General features: G+C 60.6%; 23 protein-coding genes. 12 read left to right on the top strand and 11 right to left on the bottom strand.

Annotation, left to right across the window (positions count from 1 at the left end; genetic code table 11):
- Positions 1–17 precede the first annotated feature (17 nt).
- The 6 genes from aroA to ACEW8N_RS10040 all read right to left on the bottom strand — a co-directional run bounded on the left by aroA (position 18) and on the right by ACEW8N_RS10040 (position 6,459).
- Complete coding sequence (aroA, locus tag ACEW8N_RS10065) at positions 18–1,277, bottom strand: 3-phosphoshikimate 1-carboxyvinyltransferase (RefSeq protein ID WP_373499683.1); 1,260 nt, start codon at positions 1,275–1,277, stop codon at positions 18–20.
- Complete coding sequence (locus ACEW8N_RS10060; RefSeq protein ID WP_373499682.1) at positions 1,270–2,100, bottom strand: shikimate dehydrogenase; 831 nt, start codon at positions 2,098–2,100, stop codon at positions 1,270–1,272. The genes aroA and ACEW8N_RS10060 overlap by 8 nt, the downstream gene beginning before the upstream one ends.
- Positions 2,097–3,221 carry a prephenate dehydratase gene (gene pheA, locus ACEW8N_RS10055; RefSeq protein WP_373499681.1) on the bottom strand — a complete coding sequence of 375 codons (1,125 nt, stop codon included), beginning with the start codon at positions 3,219–3,221 and terminating at the stop codon, positions 2,097–2,099. The genes ACEW8N_RS10060 and pheA overlap by 4 nt, the downstream gene beginning before the upstream one ends.
- 98 nt (positions 3,222–3,319) lie before the next feature.
- Positions 3,320–4,354, bottom strand: a complete 1,035-nt coding sequence (gene aroB, locus ACEW8N_RS10050; protein WP_373499680.1) for a 3-dehydroquinate synthase — start codon at positions 4,352–4,354, stop codon at positions 3,320–3,322.
- Between the two features lie 27 nt (positions 4,355–4,381).
- A complete protein-coding gene (locus ACEW8N_RS10045; protein WP_373499679.1) occupies positions 4,382–5,506 on the bottom strand; it encodes a 3-deoxy-7-phosphoheptulonate synthase in 1,125 nt (374 codons plus the stop codon).
- Between the two features lie 566 nt (positions 5,507–6,072).
- Positions 6,073–6,459 carry a hypothetical protein gene (locus tag ACEW8N_RS10040; RefSeq protein ID WP_373499678.1) on the bottom strand — a complete coding sequence of 129 codons (387 nt, stop codon included), beginning with the start codon at positions 6,457–6,459 and terminating at the stop codon, positions 6,073–6,075.
- Between the two features lie 327 nt (positions 6,460–6,786).
- On the opposite strand from ACEW8N_RS10040, the gene ACEW8N_RS10035 reads away from it, so the two are divergent.
- The 7 genes from ACEW8N_RS10035 to ACEW8N_RS10005 all read left to right on the top strand — a co-directional run bounded on the left by ACEW8N_RS10035 (position 6,787) and on the right by ACEW8N_RS10005 (position 11,635).
- Complete coding sequence (locus ACEW8N_RS10035; protein ID WP_373499677.1) at positions 6,787–7,125, top strand: STAS/SEC14 domain-containing protein; 339 nt, start codon at positions 6,787–6,789, stop codon at positions 7,123–7,125.
- A 20-nt stretch (positions 7,126–7,145) separates the two neighbouring features.
- The gene (locus tag ACEW8N_RS10030; RefSeq protein WP_373499676.1) at positions 7,146–7,364 is read left to right on the top strand and encodes a type II toxin-antitoxin system Phd/YefM family antitoxin; all 219 of its coding nucleotides are present in this window, start codon (positions 7,146–7,148) and stop codon (positions 7,362–7,364) included.
- Positions 7,365–7,524: 160 nt separating this feature from the next.
- Complete coding sequence (locus ACEW8N_RS10025) at positions 7,525–7,959, top strand: hypothetical protein (protein ID WP_373499675.1); 435 nt, start codon at positions 7,525–7,527, stop codon at positions 7,957–7,959.
- 21 nt (positions 7,960–7,980) lie between these two features.
- Positions 7,981–8,757: a precorrin-4 C(11)-methyltransferase gene (gene cobM / locus ACEW8N_RS10020; RefSeq protein WP_373499674.1), complete on the top strand. Its 777-nt coding sequence runs from the start codon at positions 7,981–7,983 to the stop codon at positions 8,755–8,757.
- Between the two features lie 144 nt (positions 8,758–8,901).
- On the top strand, positions 8,902–9,906 hold the full coding sequence (locus ACEW8N_RS10015; RefSeq protein ID WP_373499673.1) for a FecCD family ABC transporter permease: 1,005 nt from the start codon (positions 8,902–8,904) through the stop codon (positions 9,904–9,906).
- A gap of 2 nt (positions 9,907–9,908) precedes the next feature.
- Positions 9,909–10,694 (top strand): ABC transporter ATP-binding protein, encoded by a 786-nt coding sequence (locus tag ACEW8N_RS10010; protein WP_373499672.1) that lies wholly within the window; start codon positions 9,909–9,911, stop codon positions 10,692–10,694.
- Positions 10,691–11,635, top strand: coding sequence for an ABC transporter substrate-binding protein (locus tag ACEW8N_RS10005; RefSeq protein ID WP_373499671.1), 945 nt, complete (start codon positions 10,691–10,693; stop codon positions 11,633–11,635). Before ACEW8N_RS10010 ends, ACEW8N_RS10005 begins: the two co-directional genes overlap by 4 nt.
- A gap of 16 nt (positions 11,636–11,651) precedes the next feature.
- Here ACEW8N_RS10005 and ACEW8N_RS10000 read toward each other — a convergent pair whose 3' ends face one another.
- Genes ACEW8N_RS10000 through ACEW8N_RS09985 form a run of 4 tightly spaced genes read right to left on the bottom strand, consistent with a single transcriptional unit; the run spans position 11,652 to position 14,756 of the window.
- On the bottom strand, positions 11,652–12,485 hold the full coding sequence (locus ACEW8N_RS10000; protein WP_373499670.1) for a DNA ligase: 834 nt from the start codon (positions 12,483–12,485) through the stop codon (positions 11,652–11,654).
- Between the two features lie 13 nt (positions 12,486–12,498).
- Complete coding sequence (locus ACEW8N_RS09995) at positions 12,499–12,738, bottom strand: hypothetical protein (RefSeq protein WP_373499669.1); 240 nt, start codon at positions 12,736–12,738, stop codon at positions 12,499–12,501.
- 23 nt (positions 12,739–12,761) lie between these two features.
- Positions 12,762–14,099, bottom strand: coding sequence for a hypothetical protein (locus tag ACEW8N_RS09990; RefSeq protein ID WP_373499668.1), 1,338 nt, complete (start codon positions 14,097–14,099; stop codon positions 12,762–12,764).
- Between the two features lie 27 nt (positions 14,100–14,126).
- The gene (locus tag ACEW8N_RS09985) at positions 14,127–14,756 is read right to left on the bottom strand and encodes a lytic transglycosylase domain-containing protein (protein ID WP_373499667.1); all 630 of its coding nucleotides are present in this window, start codon (positions 14,754–14,756) and stop codon (positions 14,127–14,129) included.
- Between the two features lie 438 nt (positions 14,757–15,194).
- On the opposite strand from ACEW8N_RS09985, the gene ACEW8N_RS09980 reads away from it, so the two are divergent.
- Together ACEW8N_RS09980 and ACEW8N_RS09975 are read left to right on the top strand one after the other, a co-directional pair.
- Positions 15,195–16,031: an ABC transporter ATP-binding protein gene (locus ACEW8N_RS09980; RefSeq protein ID WP_373499666.1), complete on the top strand. Its 837-nt coding sequence runs from the start codon at positions 15,195–15,197 to the stop codon at positions 16,029–16,031.
- Entirely contained in the window at positions 16,028–16,765 is a 738-nt protein-coding gene (locus tag ACEW8N_RS09975; RefSeq protein WP_373499665.1) for an ABC transporter permease, read from the top strand. Before ACEW8N_RS09980 ends, ACEW8N_RS09975 begins: the two co-directional genes overlap by 4 nt.
- Here ACEW8N_RS09975 and ACEW8N_RS09970 read toward each other — a convergent pair.
- Positions 16,688–19,468: an ATP-dependent DNA helicase gene (locus ACEW8N_RS09970; protein ID WP_373499664.1), complete on the bottom strand. Its 2,781-nt coding sequence runs from the start codon at positions 19,466–19,468 to the stop codon at positions 16,688–16,690. The two genes, ACEW8N_RS09975 and ACEW8N_RS09970, sit on opposite strands and share 78 nt — an antisense overlap.
- 271 nt (positions 19,469–19,739) lie before the next feature.
- On the opposite strand from ACEW8N_RS09970, the gene ACEW8N_RS09965 reads away from it, so the two are divergent.
- From ACEW8N_RS09965 to ACEW8N_RS09955, 3 genes are all read left to right on the top strand, one after another.
- Positions 19,740–20,819, top strand: a complete 1,080-nt coding sequence (locus ACEW8N_RS09965; RefSeq protein WP_373499663.1) for an ATP-binding protein — start codon at positions 19,740–19,742, stop codon at positions 20,817–20,819.
- 56 nt (positions 20,820–20,875) lie between these two features.
- Positions 20,876–21,919: a ChaN family lipoprotein gene (locus ACEW8N_RS09960; protein WP_373499662.1), complete on the top strand. Its 1,044-nt coding sequence runs from the start codon at positions 20,876–20,878 to the stop codon at positions 21,917–21,919.
- 191 nt (positions 21,920–22,110) lie between these two features.
- Positions 22,111–24,570, top strand: coding sequence for an AAA family ATPase (locus ACEW8N_RS09955; protein ID WP_373499661.1), 2,460 nt, complete (start codon positions 22,111–22,113; stop codon positions 24,568–24,570).
- Positions 24,571–24,588: the final 18 nt, after the last annotated feature.

Genomic DNA, 24,588 nt, shown 5'->3' with positions numbered 1-24,588 from the left:
CGTCTCAGTGGCGCAATTTATTTGGAATAAAGCCCTTCAAACACCTTCCAGTACGTTGGAAAAGACTTTTCCACGCAGCCCTCTTCTTTGATCCGGACCCCGGGGATCCTCAGGCCGGCCACGGAAAAAGCCATGGCGATCCGGTGGTCGTCGTAGGTGTCGATGTCCGCGGCCCGGGGCAGGCCGCCCTGGATGCGCAGCCCGGATTCGGTGCACCGGGCGTCGATCCCCATCTTGGATAGCTCCACGGCGACGGCCGAGAGGCGGTCGCACTCCTTGGCCCGGAGGTGAGCCACGTTTTGGATCTCCGTCAGGCCGTCGGCAAAGGCCGCCACCACGCCCAGGGTCGGTACCATATCCGGCATGTCCGACATGTCCACGGTGATTCCCGTGAGACGTCCGCCGGTCACCGCGATGCCGTCGCCGTCGGGATGGACCCCGCACCCCATGCGCTCCAGGCAGTCCAGGAGACGGATGTCGCCCTGGCGTGAATTCCGGCTGACTCCCCGAACCGTGACGCGCCCGCCGGTCACGGCCGCCGCCGCCCAGAAATAGCCGGCGTTGGACACGTCGGTCTCGACGCGGTAATCGCCGGCCCGGTAAGCCTGGCCCCCGGGGACGAAGAAGCGGGTATATCCCTCCCGCTCGACGGCGACCCCCAGGCGGGCCATGACGTCCACGGTCATGTCGATATAGGGTTTGGAGACCGGACCCTCCACGACGGCGATCTCCACGCCGTTCATGGACAAGGGGGAGATCAGGAGGATCCCGGAAAGATACTGGCTGCTGACGCCGCATCGGAGACGCACCCGGCCGCCCGCAACCGGCCCGCCGATGACCCGGATCGGCGGGCACCCGTTCTCCGACAGGGAAACCGCGTCGATATTCAACTGGCGCAGTCCGTCTATCAGGTCCGCAACGGGCCGCTCCCGCATCCTCGGGGTGCCGGTCAGCACCGTCGCGCCGCCTGCCAGGGCGGACACCGCCGTCAGGAGCCGCATCGAGGTCCCCGAATTGCCCAGGTAGAGCTCGCCGGCGGCGGCAAGACGGCCTCCGGTGCCGTGAACGACGCGGCGCTTTCCTTCGGCCTCAGCAGGAACCCCCATCTGTTCGAGGGCCTTCAGGGTCAGGAGGGTGTCCTCACTTTCCAGCATGTTCTCGATGGTCGATCTGCCGTCCGCAAGGGCTGCGGCGATGAGCAGCCGGTGGGTGTAACTCTTGGAGCCGGGGACGTTCACCTCGGCCAGGACGGTTGACACCGGTTGGATTTCAATCATGTCTTTTCTCTAATGCCTTCATCACGGTTTCCCGCATGACGGCCACGGGCGCTTTTTTCCCGGTCCAGAGTTCGAACTGAAACACCCCCTGATATATGAACATGGCGGCGCCGTCCACCGTGACGCAGCCTCTTTTTCCGGCGGTTTTCAAGAGCAGCGTGACAAGGGGGTTATAAACGATATCCATGACCACCATCCCCGGTGCGAGCAGGTGCTCCCTCACCGGCATGACATCGACATAAGGGGCCATACCCACGGACGTGGCATTAATTAATATATGATACATAGGCCGGTCCAATTCCGCAAGGGGAAGGAAGGGCGTATTCAGATCCCGGGCAAGGGCCTCGCCTCTCGGGATGGCGCGGTTCACGATGGTGACACGGGCCCCCGCCTGCTTCAGGCTGAAGGCGATGGCGCGCGCTGCGCCGCCGGCGCCGATCACCGCGACCGATCGGTCTTCGACCGCCGTTTTTTCCGTGAGGGCCGAGACGGCGCCCAGTCCGTCGGAATTGTACCCGGCCAACCGACCGTCCCGGTTGATAACCGTATTGACGGCCCCGATTCCGGCGGCGACGGGATCGACGTGATCCAGGAGGGGCATCACGGCGACCTTGTGGGGGATCGTGACGCTCCATCCGCGGATGTTGAGCGCCCGCCCCGCGGCGACAGCCGGTGCGATCTCCGGGACATCGAAGGCCAGGTAGACCCCGTTGTATCCGGCGGCCTGAAAGGCCCGGTTATGCATTGCGGGCGACAGGCTGTGGGCGACGGGATGCCCTATCACGCCGTAAAGGCGGGTCTGGGTGTCGATGTTCGGCCTCACTTCTCCTCCGCCCGGGGATACGACCCCAGGTATTTCAGATACAGGCAAAGATGCTTCATCTCCTCGACAGTTTCCCTCACGGCCCGGTCTTCGATGTGGCCTTCCACATCCACGAAGAAGAAGTAGCTCCAGTTCTGGTGGCGCGTGGGCCGGGATTCGAGCTTCACCATGTTGAGCCCGGCGTCGGACATGGGCTTCAAAACCTTGTAAAGCGCACCCGGCACATGGGAGGTGACGAACATCAGGGAGGTTTTGTCCCGTCCGGTGGCGCGGACCTCATCCTGGCCGATGACCAGAAACCGCGTGGTGTTGCGGGCCACATCCTCGATGCGCGAGGCGATCACCTCGAGATGATACATCTGGGCGGCCTCCCGCGCGGCGACGGCCGCGGCGCCTTCGGTTTCGGCGGCCATCCTGGCCGCCTGGGCGGTGCTGTTGCATTCCACGAGGGCCGCTTCGGGGAGATATTGCCGGAGCCAGATGCGGCATTGGGCCAGGGCCTGGGGGTGGGAATAGACCGTGTGAATGTCCCGGATGCCGCCGGATCTGGACAGAAGATCATGGGAGATGTGGAGATACCGCTCGGCGCAGATCTTCAGCTCCGATTCGAAAAACAGGTCCAGGGTGTGGTTGACGGCCCCCTCGATGGAGTTTTCCACCGGCACCAGACCGTAGTGGGAGGCCCCCTTCTCCACATCCCTGAACACGTCCCGGATGCTCGGCTGGGGGGCGTATTCCACGGAAAGGCCGAAATGGCTGATGGCGGCGATGTGGGTGAAGGTTGCCTCGGGCCCGAGATACGACACCCGTTGCGGCCGCTGGAGCTGCCTGGAGGCGGCCATGATCTGGGTGAAGAGATGGGTGAGGACCTTTTCGTCCAGGGGGCCCTGGTTCTGCTTGAAGAGGCGCCCGAAAATTTCGCTCTCCCGGGCGCTGTCCAGCACCTGTCGGCCGCGACGGGCCTTGATTTTGCCGACATCCATGACCAGCATGAGCCGTTCGTTGATCAGCGTGAGAAGCTGATCGTCGATGGCGTCGATGGCCTTTCGTTTTTCGAGAATCCTGGGATCGACGGGGTCTGCTTTATCAGGGGTCGATTTTGTCTCGCGGCTGTTTTTCATCTTCTGTCAGTTCCCCAAAAATGGCCGATGGGTCATGTGTTGCCGATCGTTCCTGACGGACGCGCATTATCGTGATCATCCAGAACCGGCTCCGAGCGTCACTCCCGGGCCAGGTCATGGAGGGCTTCATCCAGATCCGTAATGCGGATATCCTCCACAACGGCCTCGCCGATCCGTTTCAACAGGACGAACCGGATGCGGTCGCCTTCCCTTTTTTTGTCCCGCTTCAGGGCGTCCATGGCCGATTGGGGGTCCACGGCAAGACGGGTGGGAAGGCCGATCTTTTCAAGCAGGTGGATGATCCTTTTCGCCTCTTCCCGGGCCAGGTATCCTTTTTTCACCGACAGCAGCGACGCCACCGCCATGCCGACGCTCACGGCCTCGCCATGGCGGACCCCGGCAATCTTTTCCACGGCGTGACCGAAGGTGTGGCCGAAATTGAGTTTCCTGCGGACGCCCCGCTCCTGCTCATCCTCGTTGACGATGCCCGATTTGACGACGATCGAATCATACACCATCCGCTCGATGGTGGATGGGTCCAGAGCCAGCGCCTCTCGCCAGCTGTCCTCGATGAACTGAAACAGGGCCGGGTCGGCGATGGCCCCGTGCTTGACGATCTCGGCAAATCCGCACAGGAGGTCGGGGCCGGTGAGGGTTTTCAGCATACCGGTATCGCAGATGACGAATTCGGGTTGGTTGAAGGTCCCGACCATGTTCTTGTATCCGAGGAAATTGACGCCGTTCTTGCCGCCGACGCTGGCATCCACCTGGGCCAGCAGGGTTGTGGGGACGAAACCGAACCCCACCCCTCTCATGTAGGTGGACGCCGCAAACCCCGCCACATCGCAGACGATGCCGCCGCCGATGCCCACGATCCAGGTTGAGCGGTCCGCCTCCATCTCGATGAGGCGCCCGTAGATATCCGATACGGTCTGCAGCGTTTTGCTCCCCTCCCCGACGCCGATTTCGATGACCGGCCAATCAGGGAAACGGTCGCCGTAGCGATCGTTTACAACCGGGTCCGTGATGATGACCGTACGGCGTTTGGGAGTGTACTGATCCAGCCGGGAGAGGGTTTCTCCCACGATCAATGTCGATCTGCCGGCCCGACCGTGGATGTGAAGGGTTTTCATCGAATTCTCCTGTCCGGGTCTCGGGGTTCAGGCAAGGGATGCGATCCGGTAACGGCCGTTGCCGGCGAGGCCGTCATTGTCCGTGCGGCCGTGACGGGAGCGAAGGAGCTGCTCGTGGGCGGACCGGATCAGCGCTTCGGTCGTTTCCCAGGAAATGCAGGCGTCGGTGACGGAAACGCCGTGGGCCAGCTTCGAACGATCCTCGGTGAGATTCTGGTTTCCCTCGCACAGGTTGCTTTCCAGCATCAGGCCGACGATGGCGTCGTTGCCGTCGAAGCGCTGGTTGATGCAGTCCTGCCACACCCGGACCTGGTTCTGGTATTTCTTGCTGGAATTGGCGTGGGAGCAGTCCACGATGATGGCCTCCGGCAGCTTTTTCGCCCGGAGCTGGTCAACGGCCTCGCGGATGCTCACGGAATCGTAGTTGGGCCGCCGGCCGCCCCTCAGCACGATGTGGGTGTTGGGATTGCCGGTGGTCTTGACGATGGCGCTCCTTCCCTGGATGTCGATGCCCAGGAAACTCTGGGGGGATCCCGCCGCGATCATGGCGTTCAACGCCGTCGTCAGGCCGCCGTCCGTGCAGTTCTTGAACCCCACCGGCATGGAAAGCCCGCTGGCCATTTCGCGATGGGTCTGGGATTCCGTGGTGCGGGCGCCGATGGCGGACCAGCAGACCAGGCCCGCGATATACTGGGGTGTGATGGGATCGAGCATCTCCGTTGCCGTGGGCATCCCCATCTCGGTGATCTTCAACAGCAGTTTCCGCGCTTTTCTGAGGCCGGCGACGATATCGCAGGAGCCGTCCATGAAGGGGTCGTTGATCATGCCTTTCCAGCCCACGTTCGTGCGGGGTTTTTCGAAATAGACGCGCATGACGAGGCACTGGGTTTCCGCCACCGCCTCGCTGAGCGCGTTCAAGCGCCGGGCATAGGCAATCGCTTCCTCCTCGTCATGGATGGAGCACGGCCCGGCGATCACCAGGAGGCGCGGGTCCTCCTTCCGCAGGATACGTTCGATGGCCTCCCGCCCGGCGATGACCGTGTCGCTCGCCGCCTGGCTGATGGGGATTTCGTCTTTCAGGGTCTGGGGCGAAATCAAGGGGATGAACTCCTTTACGCGGACATCGTGGGTTTGCTTCATTTCCGGGCTCATGGTCAAGTCTCCTTCCGGGGTAGGGAAACGAAAAAGGCCGAGAGGGATCTTATTTTCCCCACGGCCTTTTTCATCCCGACAAAAAAAGCCGTGGGCGGATCTGCCCACGGCTTTTCGCTTCGTTATGTTTTGGTGTACCTCAGCGAACCCCAGGCAGACGCGCGGTAAAATAAAAATAATAGCTAAAATAATACACGTTGCCGGAAAAAATGGGGGTCACGGGAATGATACGTCCTTCTATGGTCAAATGGTTAACTGAACAATTGCCTCTTTGTGTACTGAACCGGCTTCAGAAAGTCAAGCATTTTTTATGCGGCTCTGGGAAACCTGATGCCAACACGCTCAGGGAAGGCCGGAATGTCGCAACCCGCCGTCTCTCATGACGATCAACCCCTTGGATGACCGCAGGGTTGATCGGCGGCATGGATTCCCGGGCATAGCCCGAATAAATGATCCGGACAGGATCGGGCGGTTATGGTACGGGGATGGTTCACATCCTTGCCAGAGGGGCCTGGGATGTGACGATGTCAATAAGGTTCTGTAACGAAACGGCCGGTTACGGCTTGCTAACAGTGCCCCAGCGCGCAGGCATGATCCTTGAGGCGTTTTCGGAGAAACTTTTTTTCACGCGGCGTCATTTTCTTGCGGTGAAGATAAATCATCATCGCTTCATGGGCGATTTCGCGCAATTCCGGGTCTTGGATGGCGAGCAGGCTCCGCTTTCTCGCCTGTATCAGTGCAGCCATGAGGATCATGATGGAAATTCCGCTGATAAAAAGGCCTCCAAGCGCCACGTTGGTCCCGATTTTTCCGGCCAGATGGAGCATGAGCACCATGAAGGTGCCCAGAACCATGTAAACCCTGAAATGGGCCAGAAGAAGGTCCTGGTTCAGCACCGTCCAGATGCAGAAGCGGGCTGTTCTGTTCTCCCTCGTTTTGGTTTGCATTCTCATACCCATCACCTCCTTTCTCGGAGGGTATTTCTTTTATTATACTTTAATCATTTAGAGCGATGATGTCAAAATCGGGAAACATGAAGGCGCCGGAGCCCGGCGGCATCTCCCCGGACAGAATGGATCACTCCCCCTCGCCTTGCACACCCTGAAACGGCTTCCTATATTAATCTCCAGGTGCGCCAGCTCCGGTACCTTCCTTTGTCGCCGCCCCGGGTCATGGACGGGGCAGGCACGAGAGGCTTGCCCCTGCGGTCGTTTATCCGCTCACATCTACAAAGGCAGATGACCATGTCTCAAGATCCCTTATCGCAAATGATGAATTGCGTGGCCCTGCATGTCCGAAGGGAACTCTCGAAGCGGGAAATGGACGAGATCGACAGAACCCTCGCGGACCGGATCCACCAGCACGGGAAGATCCGCCTCTTTGTCGTCATGGAGTCCTATCCCACCTTCAACAGCGCCGAATCCATCTACGACGACCTCCGGTTTGCCGTGAAATACAAGGACCATATCGAGCGGATGGCCGTGCTTGGGGATGAGGCCTGGAAAAAACACTGGATCGCCCTCTTCGGTCTTTTCGGGGGAATTACCATGGAGTATTTTGTACGCTCCGATTTCAAATCCGCGATCGGCTGGATTCAATCCCCGAAGGAAGATCCCTGAAGACAGCGTGGAGCCATAAAATGAAGGTGTATACCGATTCAGAAGCCCGACAAAAACTTGCCATGGTCCTTGAACAGGCGGAAAATACTGGAAAGGTGCTTATCCGAAGAAAAGACGGTAGAACATTCGCCCTGGTTCCGGAAAAAATCGCATCCTCTCCCCCGGACGTTCCGACCATTCAAGCAAATATTACAACTCAAGAACTCGTCGATATTATTTGCCAAGGAAGAGAAAGGTAAAATGGATGCAAAGGCAAGACGCGCTCCATAACCGACGCCAACATTTTCCTCTTTTTACTCATGAGGGATTGTGGTATCCAAAAAAGCCTTACAGCGTATTTTGACAGTCGGAAGTGAAAAGACTCTTTTTTGAGAAAGCCATTGATTTGAAAGGGTTCACATGACGCACGAAGACGCAGGCCACTACGCCGCCAAGCATCCGAAGGGCGCCGCACCCGACGCCCGGATCGCCGAGGCTTTGAAAACAAAGGTCAAGGACGGGAAGGTCTCCTGTGCCGCCGCCCACGGCATCGCGGAAGAGCTGAATGTCCTTCCCAAGGAGGTCGGCAGGAACATGGACCTGATGGAACTGCGGATCGTCAAATGCCAGATGGGGCTTTTCGGGTATTCCCCGGAAAAAAAGATCGTCACGCCGGCCAAAATCGTTTCGGCCGAGCTTCAGGCGGCGATCTCCGGGGAGGTTGAAAACGGCAGGCTGGCGTGCAGGGCCGCGTGGGACATGGCCGATCGCTTCGGGATCTCCCGGCTGGAGATCGCCGCGGCCTGCGAGGCCCTGTCAATCAAGGTTTCCCCCTGCCAGATCGGCGCGTTCTGAGACTTTGATGCGAGGATCATCATGAAAACCCACCCCATCACCTTTGTCGGCGCCGGCCCCGGGGATCCCGAGTTAATCACCGTCAAGGGCATGAAAGCCGTTCAGGAGGCCGATCTGGTCGTCTACGCGGGGTCTCTCGTTCCCGAAGCCCTGCTTCAGTGGGCGTCGCCTGAATGCCTTGTCGAGAACAGCGCCGAGATGCACCTGGATGAGATCGTATCGACCATGGCAGGCGCCCACCGGTCGGGCAAACGGGTGGTGCGCCTCCATACCGGCGATCCCAGCCTCTACGGCGCCATCGCCGAACAGATCACCGAACTTGAAAAACGGGGCATCCCCTTCCGGGTCATTCCCGGGGTGACGGCTGCATTTGCCGCCGCCGCCGCCATGGGCCTCGAATTCACCCTTCCCGAGGTCAGCCAGACCCTCATTTTGACGCGTATGGCCGGGCGAACGCCCGTCCCGGAAGCGGAAGCGCTTGCGTCTCTGGCCGAACACCGGGCCTCCATGGCCGTCTACCTCAGCATCGCCATGATCGACCGGGTGGCGGAGGTGTTGAAAAAGACCTACGGAGAGGATGCCCCGGCTGCGATCGCCTATCGCGTCAGCCAGCCGGACGAACGGATTTTCCGCACCACCGTGGGCGGGCTGCCCGATCTGGTCCGAAAGGAAAACATCCGGAAAACGGCCCTCATTCTCGTGGGAGACGCCCTGAACCAGGGCGTCTCCGGTACGGACCCCAAGTCCCGACTGTACGACAGGGCCTTTACCCACGAATATCGAAGGGGAGAGGGATAGCGGCATGCCCGGCACCTCTGATTGCGGCGCCTTGCCGACAGCCGGCGGAGGTCTATCCGGAAGGTATCCCGCTTTTTCCCCATGGCGATGATCCCTCCGGCGCACCCCCTGCTTCCGCAAGCACGATCCGCATGGAAAACCCAGATGGCGGTTCTGTTCGCGCTGCTTCTCACTGCCGTTGTCGTCTCCACTGGAATGGGCTATATCTCCATTACTCCGGGGGAGGTCGTGCGGATCGTGGGCGCCAGGCTGACGGACACGGGCGCCCTCGTTGCCGGAATGGACGAAACCTTTCCGGTGGTGGTGATGGATGTCCGCCTGCCCAGGATCCTGACCGCCGTGGTGGTGGGGGGCGGGCTGGCCCTCTCGGGGTGCGTCTTCCAGGGGATTTTGCTCAATCCCCTGGCCGATCCCTATACCCTGGGGGTATCCGCCGGTGCCGCATTCGGCGCCGCAGTGGCGCTTCTCCTGAATATCTCGGCCATGGGGACCTTTTCCATCCCCGTGTTCGCCTTTGCCGGCGCCGTGCTCACCCTGGTCCTGGTTCTCTACCTCTCGGCATCGGGCGGGGGATTCTCTTCCAACAACCTGATCCTCTCGGGCATCATCGTGGCCTCGATTCTGTCGGCGGCCATCAGCTTTCTCAAATATGTGGCGGACGAGCAGGTGGCCGTGATCATTTTCTGGCTCATGGGCAGTTTCGGGTCCAGGACCTGGGGGGATGTGGGGTTCACACTCGTTTTCGTGACGTTCGGACTCATCGTTTTTCTGTTCTTTTCCCGGGATCTCAACCTGCTGGCCCTGGGGGACCGGTCGGCCGCCTCCCTCGGCGTCAACACGGGCCGGGTGACCCTGGTGATCCTCGTGACCGCGTCCCTGGTGACGGCCGTCTGCGTCTCCGTATCGGGCATCATCGGGTTTGTCGGGCTTCTCGTCCCCCACATGATGCGGTCCCTGACCGGGCCGGACAACCGGAGGCTTCTGCCGGCCTGCCTCCTGGCCGGCGGCATCCTCATGCTCGCGGCCGACACCGTGACCCGGGCCGTCCTGCCCCATGAAATCCCCATCGGCGTTCTGACGGCCCTGATCGGGGGGCCCTTCTTCTGCTACATTTTCCGCCGCAAGCAGATGGGAAGGGCTTCGGTCTAGCCGTGGGGTTTCAGGTGGAAGGGGTCGCCTTTTCCTACGGAGACCGGAAGGTTCTCGACGGGGTCTCCCTTGCCCTCGAACCGGGGTGCTTTTACGGCGTGCTGGGCCCCAACGGATGCGGAAAAAGCACCCTCATCGATCTCCTGATGGGGTTTCACCGGCCAACGGCCGGCGCGATCCGGTACAAGGGCAACGCTCCGGCCGAAGGCCGCAGGCGGGAACTGGCCAGGGAGATGGCCCTGGTTCCCCAGAATTTCTATATCAACTTCCCCTTCACGGCCCAGGAGGTGGTGATGATGGGGCGGTACCCCCACATGCCGCGGTTTTCCCCGCCCTCGGCCCGGGACCATGAGATGGTCGAGGCGATCATGGCGCGCACGGACACCCTCCCCCTCCGGCACCGCTACATGACCGAGATCAGCGGCGGCGAACGGCAGCGCGTCATCTTCGCGAGGGCACTGGTTCAGGATACGCCGGTCCTGATGCTGGACGAGGCCACCTCCAATCTCGACGTCCACCACACCCTGGCGCTGATGGATATCGTGGCGGAGGAGGTGCGGCGGGAGAAAAAGCTGGCCATCGCCGTCATCCAGGACATCAACCTCGCCGCCGGCTATTGCGACCGCCTGATCCTCATGAAGGACGGGCGCATCGCGAGCACCGGAAAAACCGAAGCGGTGATCACCCGGGAAAACATGCGCCAGGTCTTCAATGTCGCTGCCAACATCTACGCCGACCCCTTTACCCGTGACATCCGGGTGAGCTTCGGCAAAACCAGGAAACCATGAAAATTGTTCGCAACATCATCGTACTCTGGGCGATCGTCATGCTGCAGCCGGGCGGCCTCCAAGCCGCCACCGTCGTCGACCGCGCCGGCCGGCGGATCGATGTGGGCATGCCCTTCTGCCGGATCATCTCCCTCTACGGGGCCCACACCGAAAACCTGTTTGCCCTGGGGTTGGGCGAGGAGATCATCGGCGTCGGCAGAAATGAAAATTATCCCCCCGAGGCCCTGACCAAGCCGGTCTTCAGCTATCATGACGACGCGGAAAAATTCATGGCCGCCAAACCGGACCTGGTGCTGGTCCGGCCTCTGGTCGACCGGGTCTATCTCGAGTTTGTCAAAAAGCTGGAGCAGGCCGGGATCGCCGTGGTCTCCCTCCAGCCGGTGGGCGTTGCGGACATGGTTGAATACTGGCGGGACCTGGGGCGCCTGACCGGCCGGGAGGATGCCGCGGAACAGATGGTGCGGCGGTTTCAGCAAGCCGTTGCCGCGGTGACGGCCCGGGTGGCCAAGATTCCGCCGGAGCGGCGAAAGCGGGTCTATTTCGAGGCCATCCACGAGAAGATGAAAACCTTCTCCAAAAGCGCCACCGCCATCTTTGTCCTGGAGACGGCCGGAGGGATCAACGTGGCTTCGGACGCCGATCAGATGCGGCAGACCAACATTGCCGCCTACGGCAAGGAGCGCATCCTGGCCAGGGCCGGAGAGATCGATGTCTTTCTCGCCCAGCAAGGCCCCATGAACCCCGTGTCCATCGAGACGATCCAAGCCGAACCGGGCTTTTCCGTCATCAAGGCCGTCCGCGACAACCAGATCTACCTGATCGACGAGATGATCGTCTCGCGCCCGGGCCTGCGGCTGATCGAAGGCATCCTCCGGATCGAGGGGATTCTTTACCCGGAAAACGCGGTTTCGACGGCGCCGGTTCCGGATCCCTCCGGATAGGATGCGGATGAGGCGGTTACATCGCTTCCCGAATCCTCAGAAAAGAGGGGAATTTGGGGATGCCCGATTTGTAAAAACCATAATGCTTGAACGTGATGAGGGCGCCGACGGGAGGCGGATTCTCCCTTGCCTCGTCGGAAAAACCCGTGCCTATTTTGAACCGCGTCCGGCTGCCCGGCAGCGCCACCAGCAACGATCCCATTTTCCCCTCGTTTCTTCCTTTCCCGGGAATGTGGGCAATCACCACGGCTTCCCTGTCGGCATAGCTCTTGACCTTCAGGACATCCCCGCTTCTGCCTGCCGCATAGGGAGAGCCGGGCCTTCTCAGGATGATCCCCTCGCCCCCGAGCGCCTCGATCCTTTCCAGCTCTTCGGCCAGATGCGCCCGGCTTTCAACGGGAAGGTGCCCGATGACAAAGGCATATTCGGAGGGATGCCCGGAGAACCAGTCAGCGGCCTTCTGGAGCCGCGCTTCAAATCCCCCGGCTGCCCCCGGGACATCGAAAATCCCGAATTTCAATGCCAGCCAGCCGTCATGGGCCGCCTGTTTCTTGACGATGCCGATCGTTTTTTCAAAGGTGTTTCTCCCTCCCCAGATCTCCCCTTCCACCGCGAATTCGGGAAAATTCCGGGTAAAGGCCCGGGGCGGGTAAAACGGCGCACCGTTTTTGGAGAGCAGGCGCCGGCCGTCCCAGTAGCCTCTCACCCCGTCGAGTTTTTCGCTCATGAGCCAGCCGGAAACATCAACACCATCCTCAAAAACAACCGGCAGCATGATGTCGATGGCCTGGGCGCCAGACCCGGAAAGCCCGACGAGCAGCATCATCCCGGAAAGCAGTTTTTTGAGCACGGACCGGTCTCCTTCATCTGCTGTAAAACACCAGCTCCCAGCTACTGTTTGCAAGATCGTTGCGAAGAATATACACGCCGCCGTCCTCCCCCGCCACCTTGAAATAGCGGTGATCCGGCCCCAGCCAGCGATCTATAATTTCCGCCACGGCGACGGTGTTTTCTCCGATGCGAAATTGCCTGGGCGACTCCTCCCCCCGGTATCCCGCGTAACACTGGACCGTTATCGATTTGAGATGGTCGATGCGCTCCATTCAGCCCCCTTTCCCTCCTGTCTTCACCGGCCCGGGATGGCGATGTCGATGCCCAGCCTGGCCTCCGCATCCGCCTTCCATTGCCTTGTTTTCCGGGAGGATTCATGGGGGATGTGCCGGTTGAAGAATACGGCCAGGCGCTTGCCGACGGCCGTCCGCTCGGCTTCGTTCAGGAACTTCCGGGCGTCGACCCGTCCCGGGTCCGCGCTTTTTCGGGCGGCCAGGCAGCGGTAGAAAAAGATGCGGTCATATTCGCTCCGCAGTCGGAGATGCCCGATTTCGTTCAGGCCATGGAGGAGCATCTCCTCGGACAGGGGGAATCGTCGCATCAGATCCGTCAGTTCGGCGCCGAAAACCCAGTTGCTCTCCCGGTGGCGGAAATCGCCCCCGAAGATCCCTGCGGCCTCGCTGCCGACGATGAAGACCATGTCATGGAGCAGGTTGAGGGCATACCGGTTGGCAAGATGGGACGACAGTTTCTTGGCGCCCGTCTTCGCGATCTCCCCCAGTGCCCAGGCGACGCCCAGGGTGACGGGGTTTGCCCCCAGGCCGTAACGGCCCAGGTAATACACCGGCCGCAGAAATGTCCAGTAAGGGTTGGCCGCCTTGTAGACGCCGTAGATCTTGATGCCGGTCTGAACGTTGTCGTGGATGTTGCGGATGCTGTAGCTTTTGATGTCGAGGGGGAGCTGCTCCAGCACCACCAGCATCTGCAGCGCGATGCGATTTGCGGCCCTGAGGAGCAGTTCGACGTTGGTCTCGAGAAGGGGGTTTTCGGAATCCGGCTGATAGATTCGGGCCACGGATTCCATGAGGGCCATCATGTCCATCATGAGGCGCCCTTTTTCAAAGCGCCCGTCTTTCTGGTAAACCTTGTTCTTGATGTCCTCGAATAGCTGTTCGGTCCGGCTGCGGATCAAGGCCATGACCGCCTGATCCTTTTCGAAGCAGGCAGGCGGGGCCTGCCCCTCTTCCGCGCCCAGCCCTGCCGGGAATTCCATCCATTCGTGGAAGGTCATGAGCTTCTGGAACAGGTCCGATTCCCGCTGCGCGATCAGTTGGGTCCGGCGGGAAAGGTCGGCTCCCATGGCCTTTCGGGCATCCTCGAGACGGGTTTGTTCCTCCTTGAGGCCCTCCCGTTGCGCCGTGATTTCCCGGCGCTGATCGCGGATGCGGATCTCCTCATCCGACAACTCCCGCTTGAACAGGAAGGCCCCGATCAGCGCCGTCAGGCCGCCCAGGTATACCAGCCACTGAAGACGCCCCAGCGCATCGGCTGCGGCATAGGCCGCCCCCCAGATGCCCATGACCCCGACGGCAACCACGATCATGGGCAGCAGATGCCAGCGGAACGGTTTCAAGGAAGCGGCTCCGTCAATGTGAAACGATCAGCTCCTGGCCATCATTCTCATCTCTGAACGGTATTCGCGGTAGTAGGATATCACCTTGGTGATATAGCTGCGGGTGGCCTTGTACGGTGGAACGCGTCCGTATTTTTTCACCTTTTCGACGCCGGCGTTATAGGCTGCCAGCGCCAGCCGGATGTTTCCCTCGAACTCATCCAGGAGGTGCTTGAAATATCTCGTCCCCCCGTTGATGTTGTGGCTGGGGTTGAAGCTGTTTTTCACCCCCATCGCGCGGGCGGTTCCCGGCATGAGCTGCATCAATCCTCTAGCGCCCCTCTTCGAGACGGCTTTGGAATTATAGCTCGATTCCGCCTTGATGATCGCCTTGATCAGCGCCGGGTGAACCTCGTGGCGGCGCGCCGCTTCCAGGATGATCTTGTCATAGGCGTTTTCTGGGTCTTCCCTGGATGAATCGTCCCTATTCGTGTTGCCGCGCTCACGCTTGAGATTCGAGGGGTGCTCGGGGGAGTAGAAGGGGCGTCCTTTTGCGTTGGGGATTCCATTGAAAAAAAATGCAATCGATATGAGGATGATCAAAAGCCAGATCTTCTTTTTCGGCTTTTGTGCGAGATTTCCTCCTTCAGGGGTAATGGTTTCAGGTGATGTTTCCATAAGGTTCCTCCTTGCCATCGGTGGATTCCCCTCATGATGGCCCGGCCGCGAGGTCGTGCCCAAAACAGTTGTTCCGGAAATAACCTCGGCCCGGCATCCATCCGGGAAAACCCCCATGACGGTAGTGAGTTGCCGATTTTCTTTCTGATTTTTTTTCGGGACGGCGCGGTCTCAAGGTTCGTCGCCCTTCCCGAAACGGCATTAATCTCCTTTAGTGTGTTTGAAATGTTCTTGTCTCTTTTTTAAAGTCAAGGTTACCTATCCCGGTGATCCAGATAAATCAAGAAAGAAATGTCCCGCAAGTGGGATCATCCGATCCTTCTGCGGCCCGAACGGATTGACAAGACCTCTCTCATCGCCTATATTCCAGCATTTTGATCGGCCAGTTTTCGGTTTCTAAAGACTCCTCCTCGACCCCATGCACCAGAAAATACGAGCATGATTCGAATCGAAACCCTGAGAAAAGCATACAAAACCATCGAGGCCCTGAAGGGCGTTACGCTCCGGGTCCACGAAGGAGAGATATTCGCTTATCTGGGCCCCAACGGGGCGGGCAAGACCACCACGATCCGGATCCTGACCGGCCTTACCAAGCTGACGAGCGGAAAGGCTTTTCTGAACGGATTCAACATCGAAACCGAAACCCTGTCCGCCAAGCGGCAGTTCGGCCTCGTCCCCCAGTCGGCCAACCTGGACCAGGAGCTCACGGTCTTCGAGAACCTGGATGTCCACGGCAGGCTTTTTCACATGCCCAGGCAGGACCGCCGCGAGAAAATCGATGAACTCCTGGGATACATCGACCTCCTGGACCGCAAAGGCACCCCGGCAAAACAGCTTTCCGGCGGGATGAAGCGCAGGGTCATGATCGCCAGGGCACTCGTCCACTCCCCGAGGATCCTGTTCCTCGATGAGCCGACGGTGGGCCTGGACGCGAGCATCCGCAGGCGGATATGGGCGCTCATCAAACAGATCCAGCAGAGCGGCGCCACGATCTTTCTGACAACCCATTACATCGAGGAGGCCGAGTTTCTGGCGGACCGGGTCGCGTTCCTGGACGAAGGCGCCATCGTGGCCATCGATACGCCCCGACACCTGATCTCGAGAATCGGCGCCTGGGCCATTGACCGGGTTCTCGACGGGGAGATGAAAACGCATTATTTCAAGAGTCAGCACGACGCCGGAAGCTATATCACCGAGCAGAAGGACAGCTTCAGCCTGCGTCGGGTCAACCTGGAGGACGCTTTTCTGGCGCTGACGGGAAAGAAGGTCAAATGATCCGGGGATGGCATGCCGTCTACTATCGGGAAATGCTGATCATGAAGCGGCGATTGTCGAGAATGATCGCCTCCATGTCGGTGTCGCCGCTGCTCTATCTCATCGCCTTCGGGTATGCCATGGGCGGCCACGTTCAGGTCGAGGGCCGCACCTATACGGAATTCCTCATTCCGGGCCTGGTGGCCATGAGCAGCATGACCCAGGCCTTCGGCATCGCCAGCGAGATCAATATCGCCCGGTTCTACTGGCATATCTTCGAGGAATTCCAGGCCGCCCCCATCAGCAACATGGCCTATGTGACCGGAGAGGTGCTGGCGGGAATGACCCGGGCAATCCTGTCCGTGTGCATCATTCTCGTTCTGGGGGCACTTTTCGGGGTTTTTCTCTCCTACAATCCCCTCTTCTGGGCCGCCGTTCTGCTGAACAGCTTTGTTTTCGCGTCCCTGGCCGTGGCCCTCGCGATGCTGGTCAAATCCCACGCGGACCAGGCCATGATCAACAGCTTCGTGATCATCCCCATGGCATTCCTGGGCGGCACCTTTTTCCCGGTGGAGCGCCTGCCGGAGTGGGTGCAGAAGCTGCTCTCCCTCCTGCCCCTGACCCATGCCGCCAAATCGATCCGGGCCGCGGCCTTCGGCCATCCGCCGGCCATGGCGTCATACGGGATCCTTCTTGGGCTGGGCGCGGTCTTCTTTTTCGCGGCGTTCTGGTGTGTCAACAAGGCCAGAGACTGAGGCCCGCCGCGGCCGATACCGCGAATCCAGGATCACCACCCGTCCCCGATCCGTTTCGGATCGGATGAGCCGCCCGATGCCCTGCTTCATCTTGATGTCGGTATCGTAGCGGTATCTCTCCCAGAAGTCTCCGGCAGACATCACATGCTTGCGGGCCGCCTGGATGGGGTCGTTGGGCGGCGGATAGGGGATGCGCGTGATGATCACCTGGGTCAGGGTGTCCCCCTTGAAGTCGACCCCGTACCAGAAGGAATCGACCCCGAGAAGCACGCTCTCCTTCACGGCCCGGAATTCGTCGCACAGGCCGGCGGTGGCCATCCCCGGCCGCTGCACGAGCAGCGGGAATCGGGGGTCATCCAAGGCCGCGCCGGCTTTTTCAAGGATGCGGTCGAGGTCCTGGTAGCTCGAAAAGAGCACCAGGGTCCTCCCGCCGTTTTCCCGGACGAAACAGGGCAGGGCTCGGGCCACCGCATCGATCCAGGCCGCCTTGTTGTCGTATTTTCCGCTGACGGCCTCCGGCGGGACGATGATCTCCATGGCGCCCTCGGGGTAGGGAGACGGGATCCGGACAAAGCGGAACTCCCGGGGGGAGACGGCGTTTTCCCCCTCGTGCGCCGAAGTCATCCCTGCGATCTCCTGAAAGTTCTTGAACCCGCCCCGGTGACAGATCGTCGCCGCCGTGTAGACAACGCACCTTTTCCTGTCGTGGATCCGCTCCCGGATCAGGCCGCCGACCTGGACCATCTGGGCCGCCAGGGACCAGTGCTTGCGGAAGATCCGGTAGACCGTGATATTGTTTTCCGAAACGACGGCTTCCCGGATGGCCTTGAGGGTTCCCGCCCCTTCCACCAGCCTTTCGAGCTGGTTTTCCAGCCGCTTCCGGGTCCTTCGCTGGAGGCTCAACCTGCGGCAGGCGTCGTCGTCCTTGAGCCAGTCAAGGTTTCGCGCGGCGGCGTCGATTGCGGCCGAGAGCGTTTCGATGCGGGAACGCAGGTCCCCGCCCGCAACGGCCGGATGCGTCGCGGGCAGGGTGTGAACGGTGCCCTGAAGGGACCCGGGGTCCGCTGCGATCAGGGCCGACCGGAGCCCTTCGGCCGCCTCCCGGAGGGATGTGAAATCCGCCATGTTCCGGACAAGGGAGGCTTCGCACCCCCCGGAGCCCTTCTCGAAGAGATCGTGAATCCGGCTTTCCAGATCGTCGAGAACCGCCTTGATGTCGCGCGAATGCACGATCTGGGCGAAGGCATTCCGCACAGCCGGCTCGAAATGGTTTGCTTCATCGATGATATAGTTGTTGAAGCATCCGGCCAGGAGGGGGTCCCTGTCCAGGAGCGCCAGTTTATGGTGGTTGGTGATGACCAGATCCGCCGCCAGGGCCTGGGCGGTGACGACCTGGGCCGGGCACCGGGTATGGCCCGGGGGGCACCCGCTCCCCGCGGAGATCTCCTTGAGCATCCGGCTGAAACTGTGGTCGGCGTCGAAGCAGCGTCTCACCGCCTCTCCGGTCGTGCCGATATCGGCCCGCCGGAAGCTGAATGCGGTGATGAGGCAGTAGAGCCAGGCCAGGAGCCTTTCGCCGACGAGGGCCTCATCGTAGAGGGAATCCAGTTTTTCGATGCAGATATAGCTGCTTTTGCCCTTGAGGAGGACGATGCGGATATCGTGATAGGCCGGCAGGGACTGGCGGATGAAGGCGACCTCGTTGTGGAATATCTGCTCCTGGAGGCTCTTGGTATAGGTGGATACAACGATGCGTTCCCCCGGGTTCAGGCGGAGATATTCCATGGCCGGAAGCAGGTATCCCAGGGTCTTTCCGGTTCCCGTGCCGGCCTCGATGGTCAGAACGGCCGCATCGTTGAAGGCGGAGGCGACATGCCCGGCATAGGCGGCCTGCTCGGCCCGGTATCTGAACCCCCGGCCCGATGCCGCCAGCGCGCGGTAGATGCCATCAAGGTGTTCTGCCGGAATTATAGGAAAAGGATACCCTTTCCCGGACTTCCTTTCCTCCTTGTCGGCTTTTTCAAGGAACAGCCGCCACCCGGCGGTATCCGATGCCCTCGAAGGGGTGAAGCGCCCGCCGAAGCAGGCCTGAAAATTCCGGTGGAGATGGCGCCAGAGGTCGCCGAAAAGGGTGTCGCTTTTTTTCAGGAAATGCCTCAGGGCCGGCGCATAGCCGGTGTGGGCGTCGCTCATGCACTGGGAGGCGATGGTGCGGGCCAGGTCCACGGAAAGGGCGATCCCCTCCTCCAGGGTGAAGCTGATCCTGTCGCGCTCCCTCGATGCGACGTGCTCCCAGAGGGTCTTGAGGCCGGCCGCGCTCAGGTGGGGGAAAAAGAACTCCGCGGAAAAGCCCAAATCCACGGCGCGCCCAATGCCCGACAGGGCCATGAGTTCGTCCATGACGCCGTGGATGTCCAGGGCAAGAAAGAAGGGTTTGTCGCCCAGAAACGCCCGAAGCCTCCGGGAGACGACAGCGGGGCCCGGTGCGTCCGCCATCATGTTGCTGGTGATGCCTGAAGCGGCGTGTTCGCGGGCCGTCAGGCCGGGATAGGCGATCAGGGAGGTGAAGACGCTTTTTTCGCCGCCCGGCCGATTTGCGGCCGCCGCGACGGCATAGACGCGGCGCCCTTCGACCTCCCGCGATCCCGCGTGGGCGAAGATATAGGCCACGTCTGTAAAGTTATCTGTATAGGGGTTGAACACCGATCCAAACCGGGGCTAAGGGGTATTGACGGAAACATCCGGATTCCGCCGCGGACGTTGAATGGCGGTTATTATCAAAGCCCGACGGAATTGTCAATTTTTCCCTTGTATTGCGACTGGACGGATGTTAGGGTTCGGGAGCCTGGACACCGCTGTCCGGCACGAATCACCGCCTGCACAAAATATTCTTCCATCGGGCTTGATCATTCCGGAAATCCGGTGTAGTATAAATAAAATTATACCGACAGACTCATTCCAGACATAAGGAGCCATGATGAAGCTGCTCATCGCCGATGATGACCCCACGATCCGCGTGTATCTCAAACACGTTGCGACGAGGTGGGGGTATGACATCATTGAAGCGGTCAACGGAGAGGAGGCATGGGCAGCCCTCACTGCAGACGATCCTCCTCGCCTGGCCATTCTGGACTGGGTCATGCCGGAGCCCAACGGCGTCGAGATCTGCAGGCGGATGCAGGATCGCGGCGATCAGCGCTTTATCTACCTGATTCTGCTGACCAGCAAAACCGAAAAAAGCGGCATTGTCCACGCTCTGGACAACGGCGCACACGATTATCTGACCAAGCCTTTTTATGTCAATGAACTGCGCAGCCGTGTCGATGTCGGAAAGCGTCTGGTCGAGGCCCAGGACAGGCTGCACGAGTCCAATCAGATCAAAAACAAGTTTCTGAGAATCGCGGCCCACGATCTCAGAAACCCCCTTTCGGTCATCATCAGCATCGCCCAGGTCCTCCGTGCCGGCTATCTCAAGGGATCCCCGGAGAAATCGGATGAGCTGCTGATGAAGATCGACCAGTCGGCCCAGCATATGCTGTCTCTGGTCAACGATCTTCTGGATGTATCCGTCATCGAAAGCGGACACCTCAAGATCTGCAACCTCCGGGTCTCCCTCAACGCACTCCTGAAGCAGCGGATAGAGCTGGCAAGACACCTCGCGGACAACAAGCGGATCACCATTCATGACGAACTCGAGGAGATTCCGCCGTTCTCCTTCGACCCCAACCGGATCACCCAGGTCATCGACAACCTGATCAGCAATGCCCTCAAGTATTCTCCCCAGGGAAGCCCCGTGCAGATTTTTCTCAAGCGGAAGGATCAGTCGGCATGGGTGTTTGTCAAAGACCAGGGGCCGGGCATCCCCTATGAAGACCAGAAGCGCCTCTTCGGCGAATTTCAGCGGGTTGACAGCCGGCCGACCGGCGGGGAAAGCAGCACCGGGCTGGGGCTCGCCATCGCCAAGAAAATCGTCGAGGCCCACAACGGAAAGATCGGCGTTCAGAGCCAATGCGGATCCGGCGCCATTTTCAGTTTCGCGCTGCCCATCATCTAGCGGGCGGCGTCCTGCCGAGGCCCCCGGGTCTATCAAAGAAGTGGAGAGGGATGATCATGAAAACAACAGCGCTCCTGATGTGTCTGGGGCTTCTGCCGCTGATCGCCGGCTGCTCGGTTCAGCGCCCCCACGGCGGGATGCGGATGCGCGAGGCGCCCGCGGTCACGCCCGACCATTTTCGGATCTTTGACGCAGCCGGCACCCCCGTCACGATGGACGACATCGTGCGGGCCGCCGCTGACGCCGACGCAGTGTTCATCGGCGAGGAGCACGGCAACCCGGCGGCCCACCATCTTGAACTCGAGATCCTGAGACGCCTTCACGAGGCCTGTGCTTCCGCGCAGGCGCCCCGATCCCCGCGGGACCTTCTCCTTTCCATGGAGATGTTCGAGCGTGACATCCAGGGGGTTGTGGACGAGTATCTCGCGGACCTGATCACCGAGCGCCATTTTCTGAAAGCCTCCCGGCCGTGGCCCGCCTATCGGAGCGATTACCGCCCCCTCATCGAATTCGCGAAGACCCATGGCGTTCCCGTGGTCGCCGCCAACGCGCCGGGCCGCCATGTCAACCGTGCCGCCCGCCTGGGGCGGTCCTCCCTGGAGGGGCTGCCCCGGGCGTCCAAGGCGTGGCTTCCTCCCCTCCCCTACGGCCTCCCGTCCGATCGGTATCGTGAAAAATTCAAGGCCTTCTGGGAGACACTCCGGGACGAAGGCGGCGGACACGGACCCGTACCGAACCGACCCGCGGAAAAACCGGCGCCTGACGAAATTTCCGTCCGGCCGGAAGCCGAAACAAACCCGCAGGACGGCTTTGAACGCATGCTGGATGCCCAGGCGCTCTGGGACGCCGGCATGGCATGGAGCCTCGCGGAGGCCCTCGAACGGCGCCCCGGCGCCCTGGCGCTCCACGTCAACGGGAAGTTCCACAGCGAATACGGCCTGGGGATCCCGGAGCATCTCGTCCAATACCGGCCCGGCGCCTCCTTTGTGACCGTCACGGTCCTCTCCCTCCCCGTTTTCCCCGATTTCGACCCCGGGGCGGCCGGTGCGGGAACTTTTATCATCATCACGGACCCGTCCCTTACAGAAGGGGCCATGTAAACCCTGCGCCCCGCCCGCAGCCGCCTGGCCGCTCCCGCCTTTCCGGCGCGGCAGGCGTTCCGGGAAACGGGAAAATCGAACCTTACATCCATTTTCTCCTTCCCTTTATCCCTCCTGAGGCGATAGACTGAGACATCGAAATATCCGGCCTTCACCGCATTGCCACTCACGCCCTTTACAGGAGGAGCCTCATGAAGCCAGCGGAGGCGCGGGACAATATATTTCAGAAATATGAGCTTCTGGGACAGAAGCTGAAAAAGCTCGTCTATGATCAGGACGACGCCATCGACGAAGTGATCGACGCCTTGATCCAACTGGCCTGCAAGCCTGTTCAGGCCCCACCCAAAGCCATCTTCACCTTCCTCGGCCCGCCATTTGTCGGCAAGGCCTATCTGGCCTGCTGTCTGGCGACCCTTGCGTCGGACTATCCCTCGTTCCGGCAGTTCGACATGGGGCAGTACACGACGCCGGAGGATGAGGCCAGGCTCCTGGGGCAGATCGGATACGACGGCGGTCAGGACGGGGAATTGATGGTGTTTCTGAGAAATCACCCCCGGTCGATCCTCCTGTTCCACGAGATCGAAAAGGCGGACGTGCGCCTTCAGTCCGCGCTTCTGGACATTCTCACCGGCGATCCGGAGGAGACCGGCCTGGATTGCCGGGAGGTCCTGGTGATCTTCACCTCGACCCTGGGCGGCGCCCTGTATCAGAGCCGGTCGTTCATGGAGACCGCCCGGGAGAACCGCCTCCAGGCCCAGTCGCTCATCATGGACGCCATATCCAAAGAGAAGCGGATGTCCATGGACACCATCCAGCCAGTCATCTCCCCCCGGCTCCTTTCGATCATGTCGCAGACCTACCTGGTCATCTTCCGGCGCCTCTCCCTGGACGCCATCGTCAGGATCGGAAAGCAGGCACTGAAGACCCTTTCCCGGCATTTCTCCGAAACCACGGGCATCGAACTTGTCTTCGAAAATTTCCTGCCCATGGTCAAGCTTCTCGTCCTCTCCTTCACCCCCTACATGAACATGCGCCGCATCCGCAAGCGCCTGCCGGACCTGATCTTAGGCCAGGTCACCCAGTATATCCGCGACGGCAACCCCCCGCCGAAACAGGCCGTCTTCAGGATCGGAAAAGCGGCCGGGGCCTTCCTGATCCGCCACTACCGGATGAGCGACGTCCATTCCCAGCAGCTTTTCATCCGGAATGAAACCGTCGAACTCGGCTGGGATACCGCAAGCACCGGAGACGACGTGACCTTCACCCTGGCGCGCGTCGCCCTCAAACAGCTTCCGCCGTCCAAGCCCCTCTTCCAGGACGACCTTCCCGAGATCAAATTCTCCGCGACGGGATTCGAGGACATCGCCGGCCACGAACCGGTCAAAAAACACCTTCGGGAGATCATTTCGATTTTGGAAAAGACCGACAAGATCAAGACCTTCGGGATCGCCATGCCCAAAGGGATGCTTCTCTGCGGGCCGGCGGGGGTCGGCAAGACCCTCCTGGGAAAAGCCTTTGCCAGGGAGGTCAACCTGCCTTACGTCTATGCGTCCGGAAGCGACCTCTTCGACCCCAATTTCATCCGGGAGGTCTACCAGAAGGCGCGGATCTACGCACCCTCCATCGTCTTTCTGGATGAAATCGACATCAAGGGGGTGGTCGAAGGCACCCTGACTCCCATCCCGGTGGAGCAGATCCTGATGGAGCTGGAGGCCCTGCCGTCCGATCCCGGCGAATTCGTCTTCACCGTCGTGACCGCCCAGAACCGGGAGGATGTCAATCCGGAGCTGGTCTCCCCCGGCCGCATCGACATCTCCGTCGAGGTGCCTGAACTCGACCGGGAGGCCCGAAGGTTCTTCATCGAGAAGATCCTCGAAAAGCCCAACGACGGCAGGATCGATGTCGACAAGGTCGTCCGCTATATATCGGGAATGAGCGGATACGAACTCGAACGGATCGGCCAGGAGGCGGCCCTTTACGCCATCCGCAACAACCTCGACTGCATCACCGAAGAGATCCTCATCGACCAGATCAACACGATCAAATACGGCCGGAAGCTCGACAGAAAGCATATCCGGAACATCGAGGAGGACCTCAGGAAGACCGCCGTGCACGAGGCGGCCCACGCGGTTCTGTCCTACATGCTGCTGCCCCACATCAAGATCGAACAGGTGACCATCACCCCCCGCTCCCGCACACTGGGCTTTGTCGCTTACAGCGGCGAGGATTTCGAGGACAACATCAGCCGGGAGGAGATCCTCAACAACATCTGCGTCATGCTCTCCGGGAGGATCGCCCAGATCCGGCAGTTCGGCCATGGCGGGATGGACAGCGGCGCGGGAAACGACCTCGAACAGGCCACCTATATGGCCTACGCGGCCATTGCCGAGCTTGGCATGGACGACGAGATCGGATTCGTGCATGTGGACACCCTCAGGCACCATGTCGATAGCGCCATCTTTCTGCCGGTGCTGGAAAAGCGTATCCAGCGCTGGATCCGCGATGCATCGGCCAAAACAGAGATGCTCGTCGAAAAACACTGGCCCCGGATCGAACATCTGGCGTCCGTCCTCATCCAACAGGAGATCATCGACGGCGTCGAGCTGGATGTTCTGATGAAGAAAGACCGGAGGCTGAAGACCGAAGGCTGAAGGCTGAAGACCGAAGGC

This window comes from Desulfococcus sp. (assembly GCF_041737845.1).
In the GTDB taxonomy this organism is placed as follows: Bacteria; Desulfobacterota; Desulfobacteria; order Desulfobacterales; family Desulfococcaceae; genus Desulfococcus.
Note: the sequence above shows the minus strand (reverse complement) of the source record. Positions and strands in the feature narration are given on the sequence as shown.

Excerpts from the sequence above, each read along its gene's own strand:
- ACEW8N_RS09955 (WP_373499661.1), top strand. The coding sequence starts at position 22,111 with ATGAAGCCAGCGGAGGCGCGGGACAATATATTTCAGAAATATGAGCTT.
- ACEW8N_RS09980 (WP_373499666.1), top strand. The coding sequence starts at position 15,195 with ATGATTCGAATCGAAACCCTGAGAAAAGCATACAAAACCATCGAGGCC.
- ACEW8N_RS10005 (WP_373499671.1), top strand. The coding sequence starts at position 10,691 with ATGAAAATTGTTCGCAACATCATCGTACTCTGGGCGATCGTCATGCTG.
- aroB (WP_373499680.1), bottom strand. The coding sequence starts at position 4,354 with ATGAAAACCCTTCACATCCACGGTCGGGCCGGCAGATCGACATTGATC.
- pheA (WP_373499681.1), bottom strand. The coding sequence starts at position 3,221 with ATGAAAAACAGCCGCGAGACAAAATCGACCCCTGATAAAGCAGACCCC.
- ACEW8N_RS10025 (WP_373499675.1), top strand. The coding sequence starts at position 7,525 with ATGACGCACGAAGACGCAGGCCACTACGCCGCCAAGCATCCGAAGGGC.
- ACEW8N_RS09960 (WP_373499662.1), top strand. The coding sequence starts at position 20,876 with ATGAAAACAACAGCGCTCCTGATGTGTCTGGGGCTTCTGCCGCTGATC.
- ACEW8N_RS09995 (WP_373499669.1), bottom strand. The coding sequence starts at position 12,738 with ATGGAGCGCATCGACCATCTCAAATCGATAACGGTCCAGTGTTACGCG.
- ACEW8N_RS09975 (WP_373499665.1), top strand. The coding sequence starts at position 16,028 with ATGATCCGGGGATGGCATGCCGTCTACTATCGGGAAATGCTGATCATG.
- ACEW8N_RS10045 (WP_373499679.1), bottom strand. The coding sequence starts at position 5,506 with ATGAGCCCGGAAATGAAGCAAACCCACGATGTCCGCGTAAAGGAGTTC.
- aroA (WP_373499683.1), bottom strand. The coding sequence starts at position 1,277 with ATGATTGAAATCCAACCGGTGTCAACCGTCCTGGCCGAGGTGAACGTC.
- ACEW8N_RS10030 (WP_373499676.1), top strand. The coding sequence starts at position 7,146 with ATGAAGGTGTATACCGATTCAGAAGCCCGACAAAAACTTGCCATGGTC.
- ACEW8N_RS09965 (WP_373499663.1), top strand. The coding sequence starts at position 19,740 with ATGATGAAGCTGCTCATCGCCGATGATGACCCCACGATCCGCGTGTAT.
- cobM (WP_373499674.1), top strand. The coding sequence starts at position 7,981 with ATGAAAACCCACCCCATCACCTTTGTCGGCGCCGGCCCCGGGGATCCC.
- ACEW8N_RS09985 (WP_373499667.1), bottom strand. The coding sequence starts at position 14,756 with ATGGAAACATCACCTGAAACCATTACCCCTGAAGGAGGAAATCTCGCA.
- ACEW8N_RS10040 (WP_373499678.1), bottom strand. The coding sequence starts at position 6,459 with ATGAGAATGCAAACCAAAACGAGGGAGAACAGAACAGCCCGCTTCTGC.
- ACEW8N_RS10015 (WP_373499673.1), top strand. The coding sequence starts at position 8,902 with ATGGCGGTTCTGTTCGCGCTGCTTCTCACTGCCGTTGTCGTCTCCACT.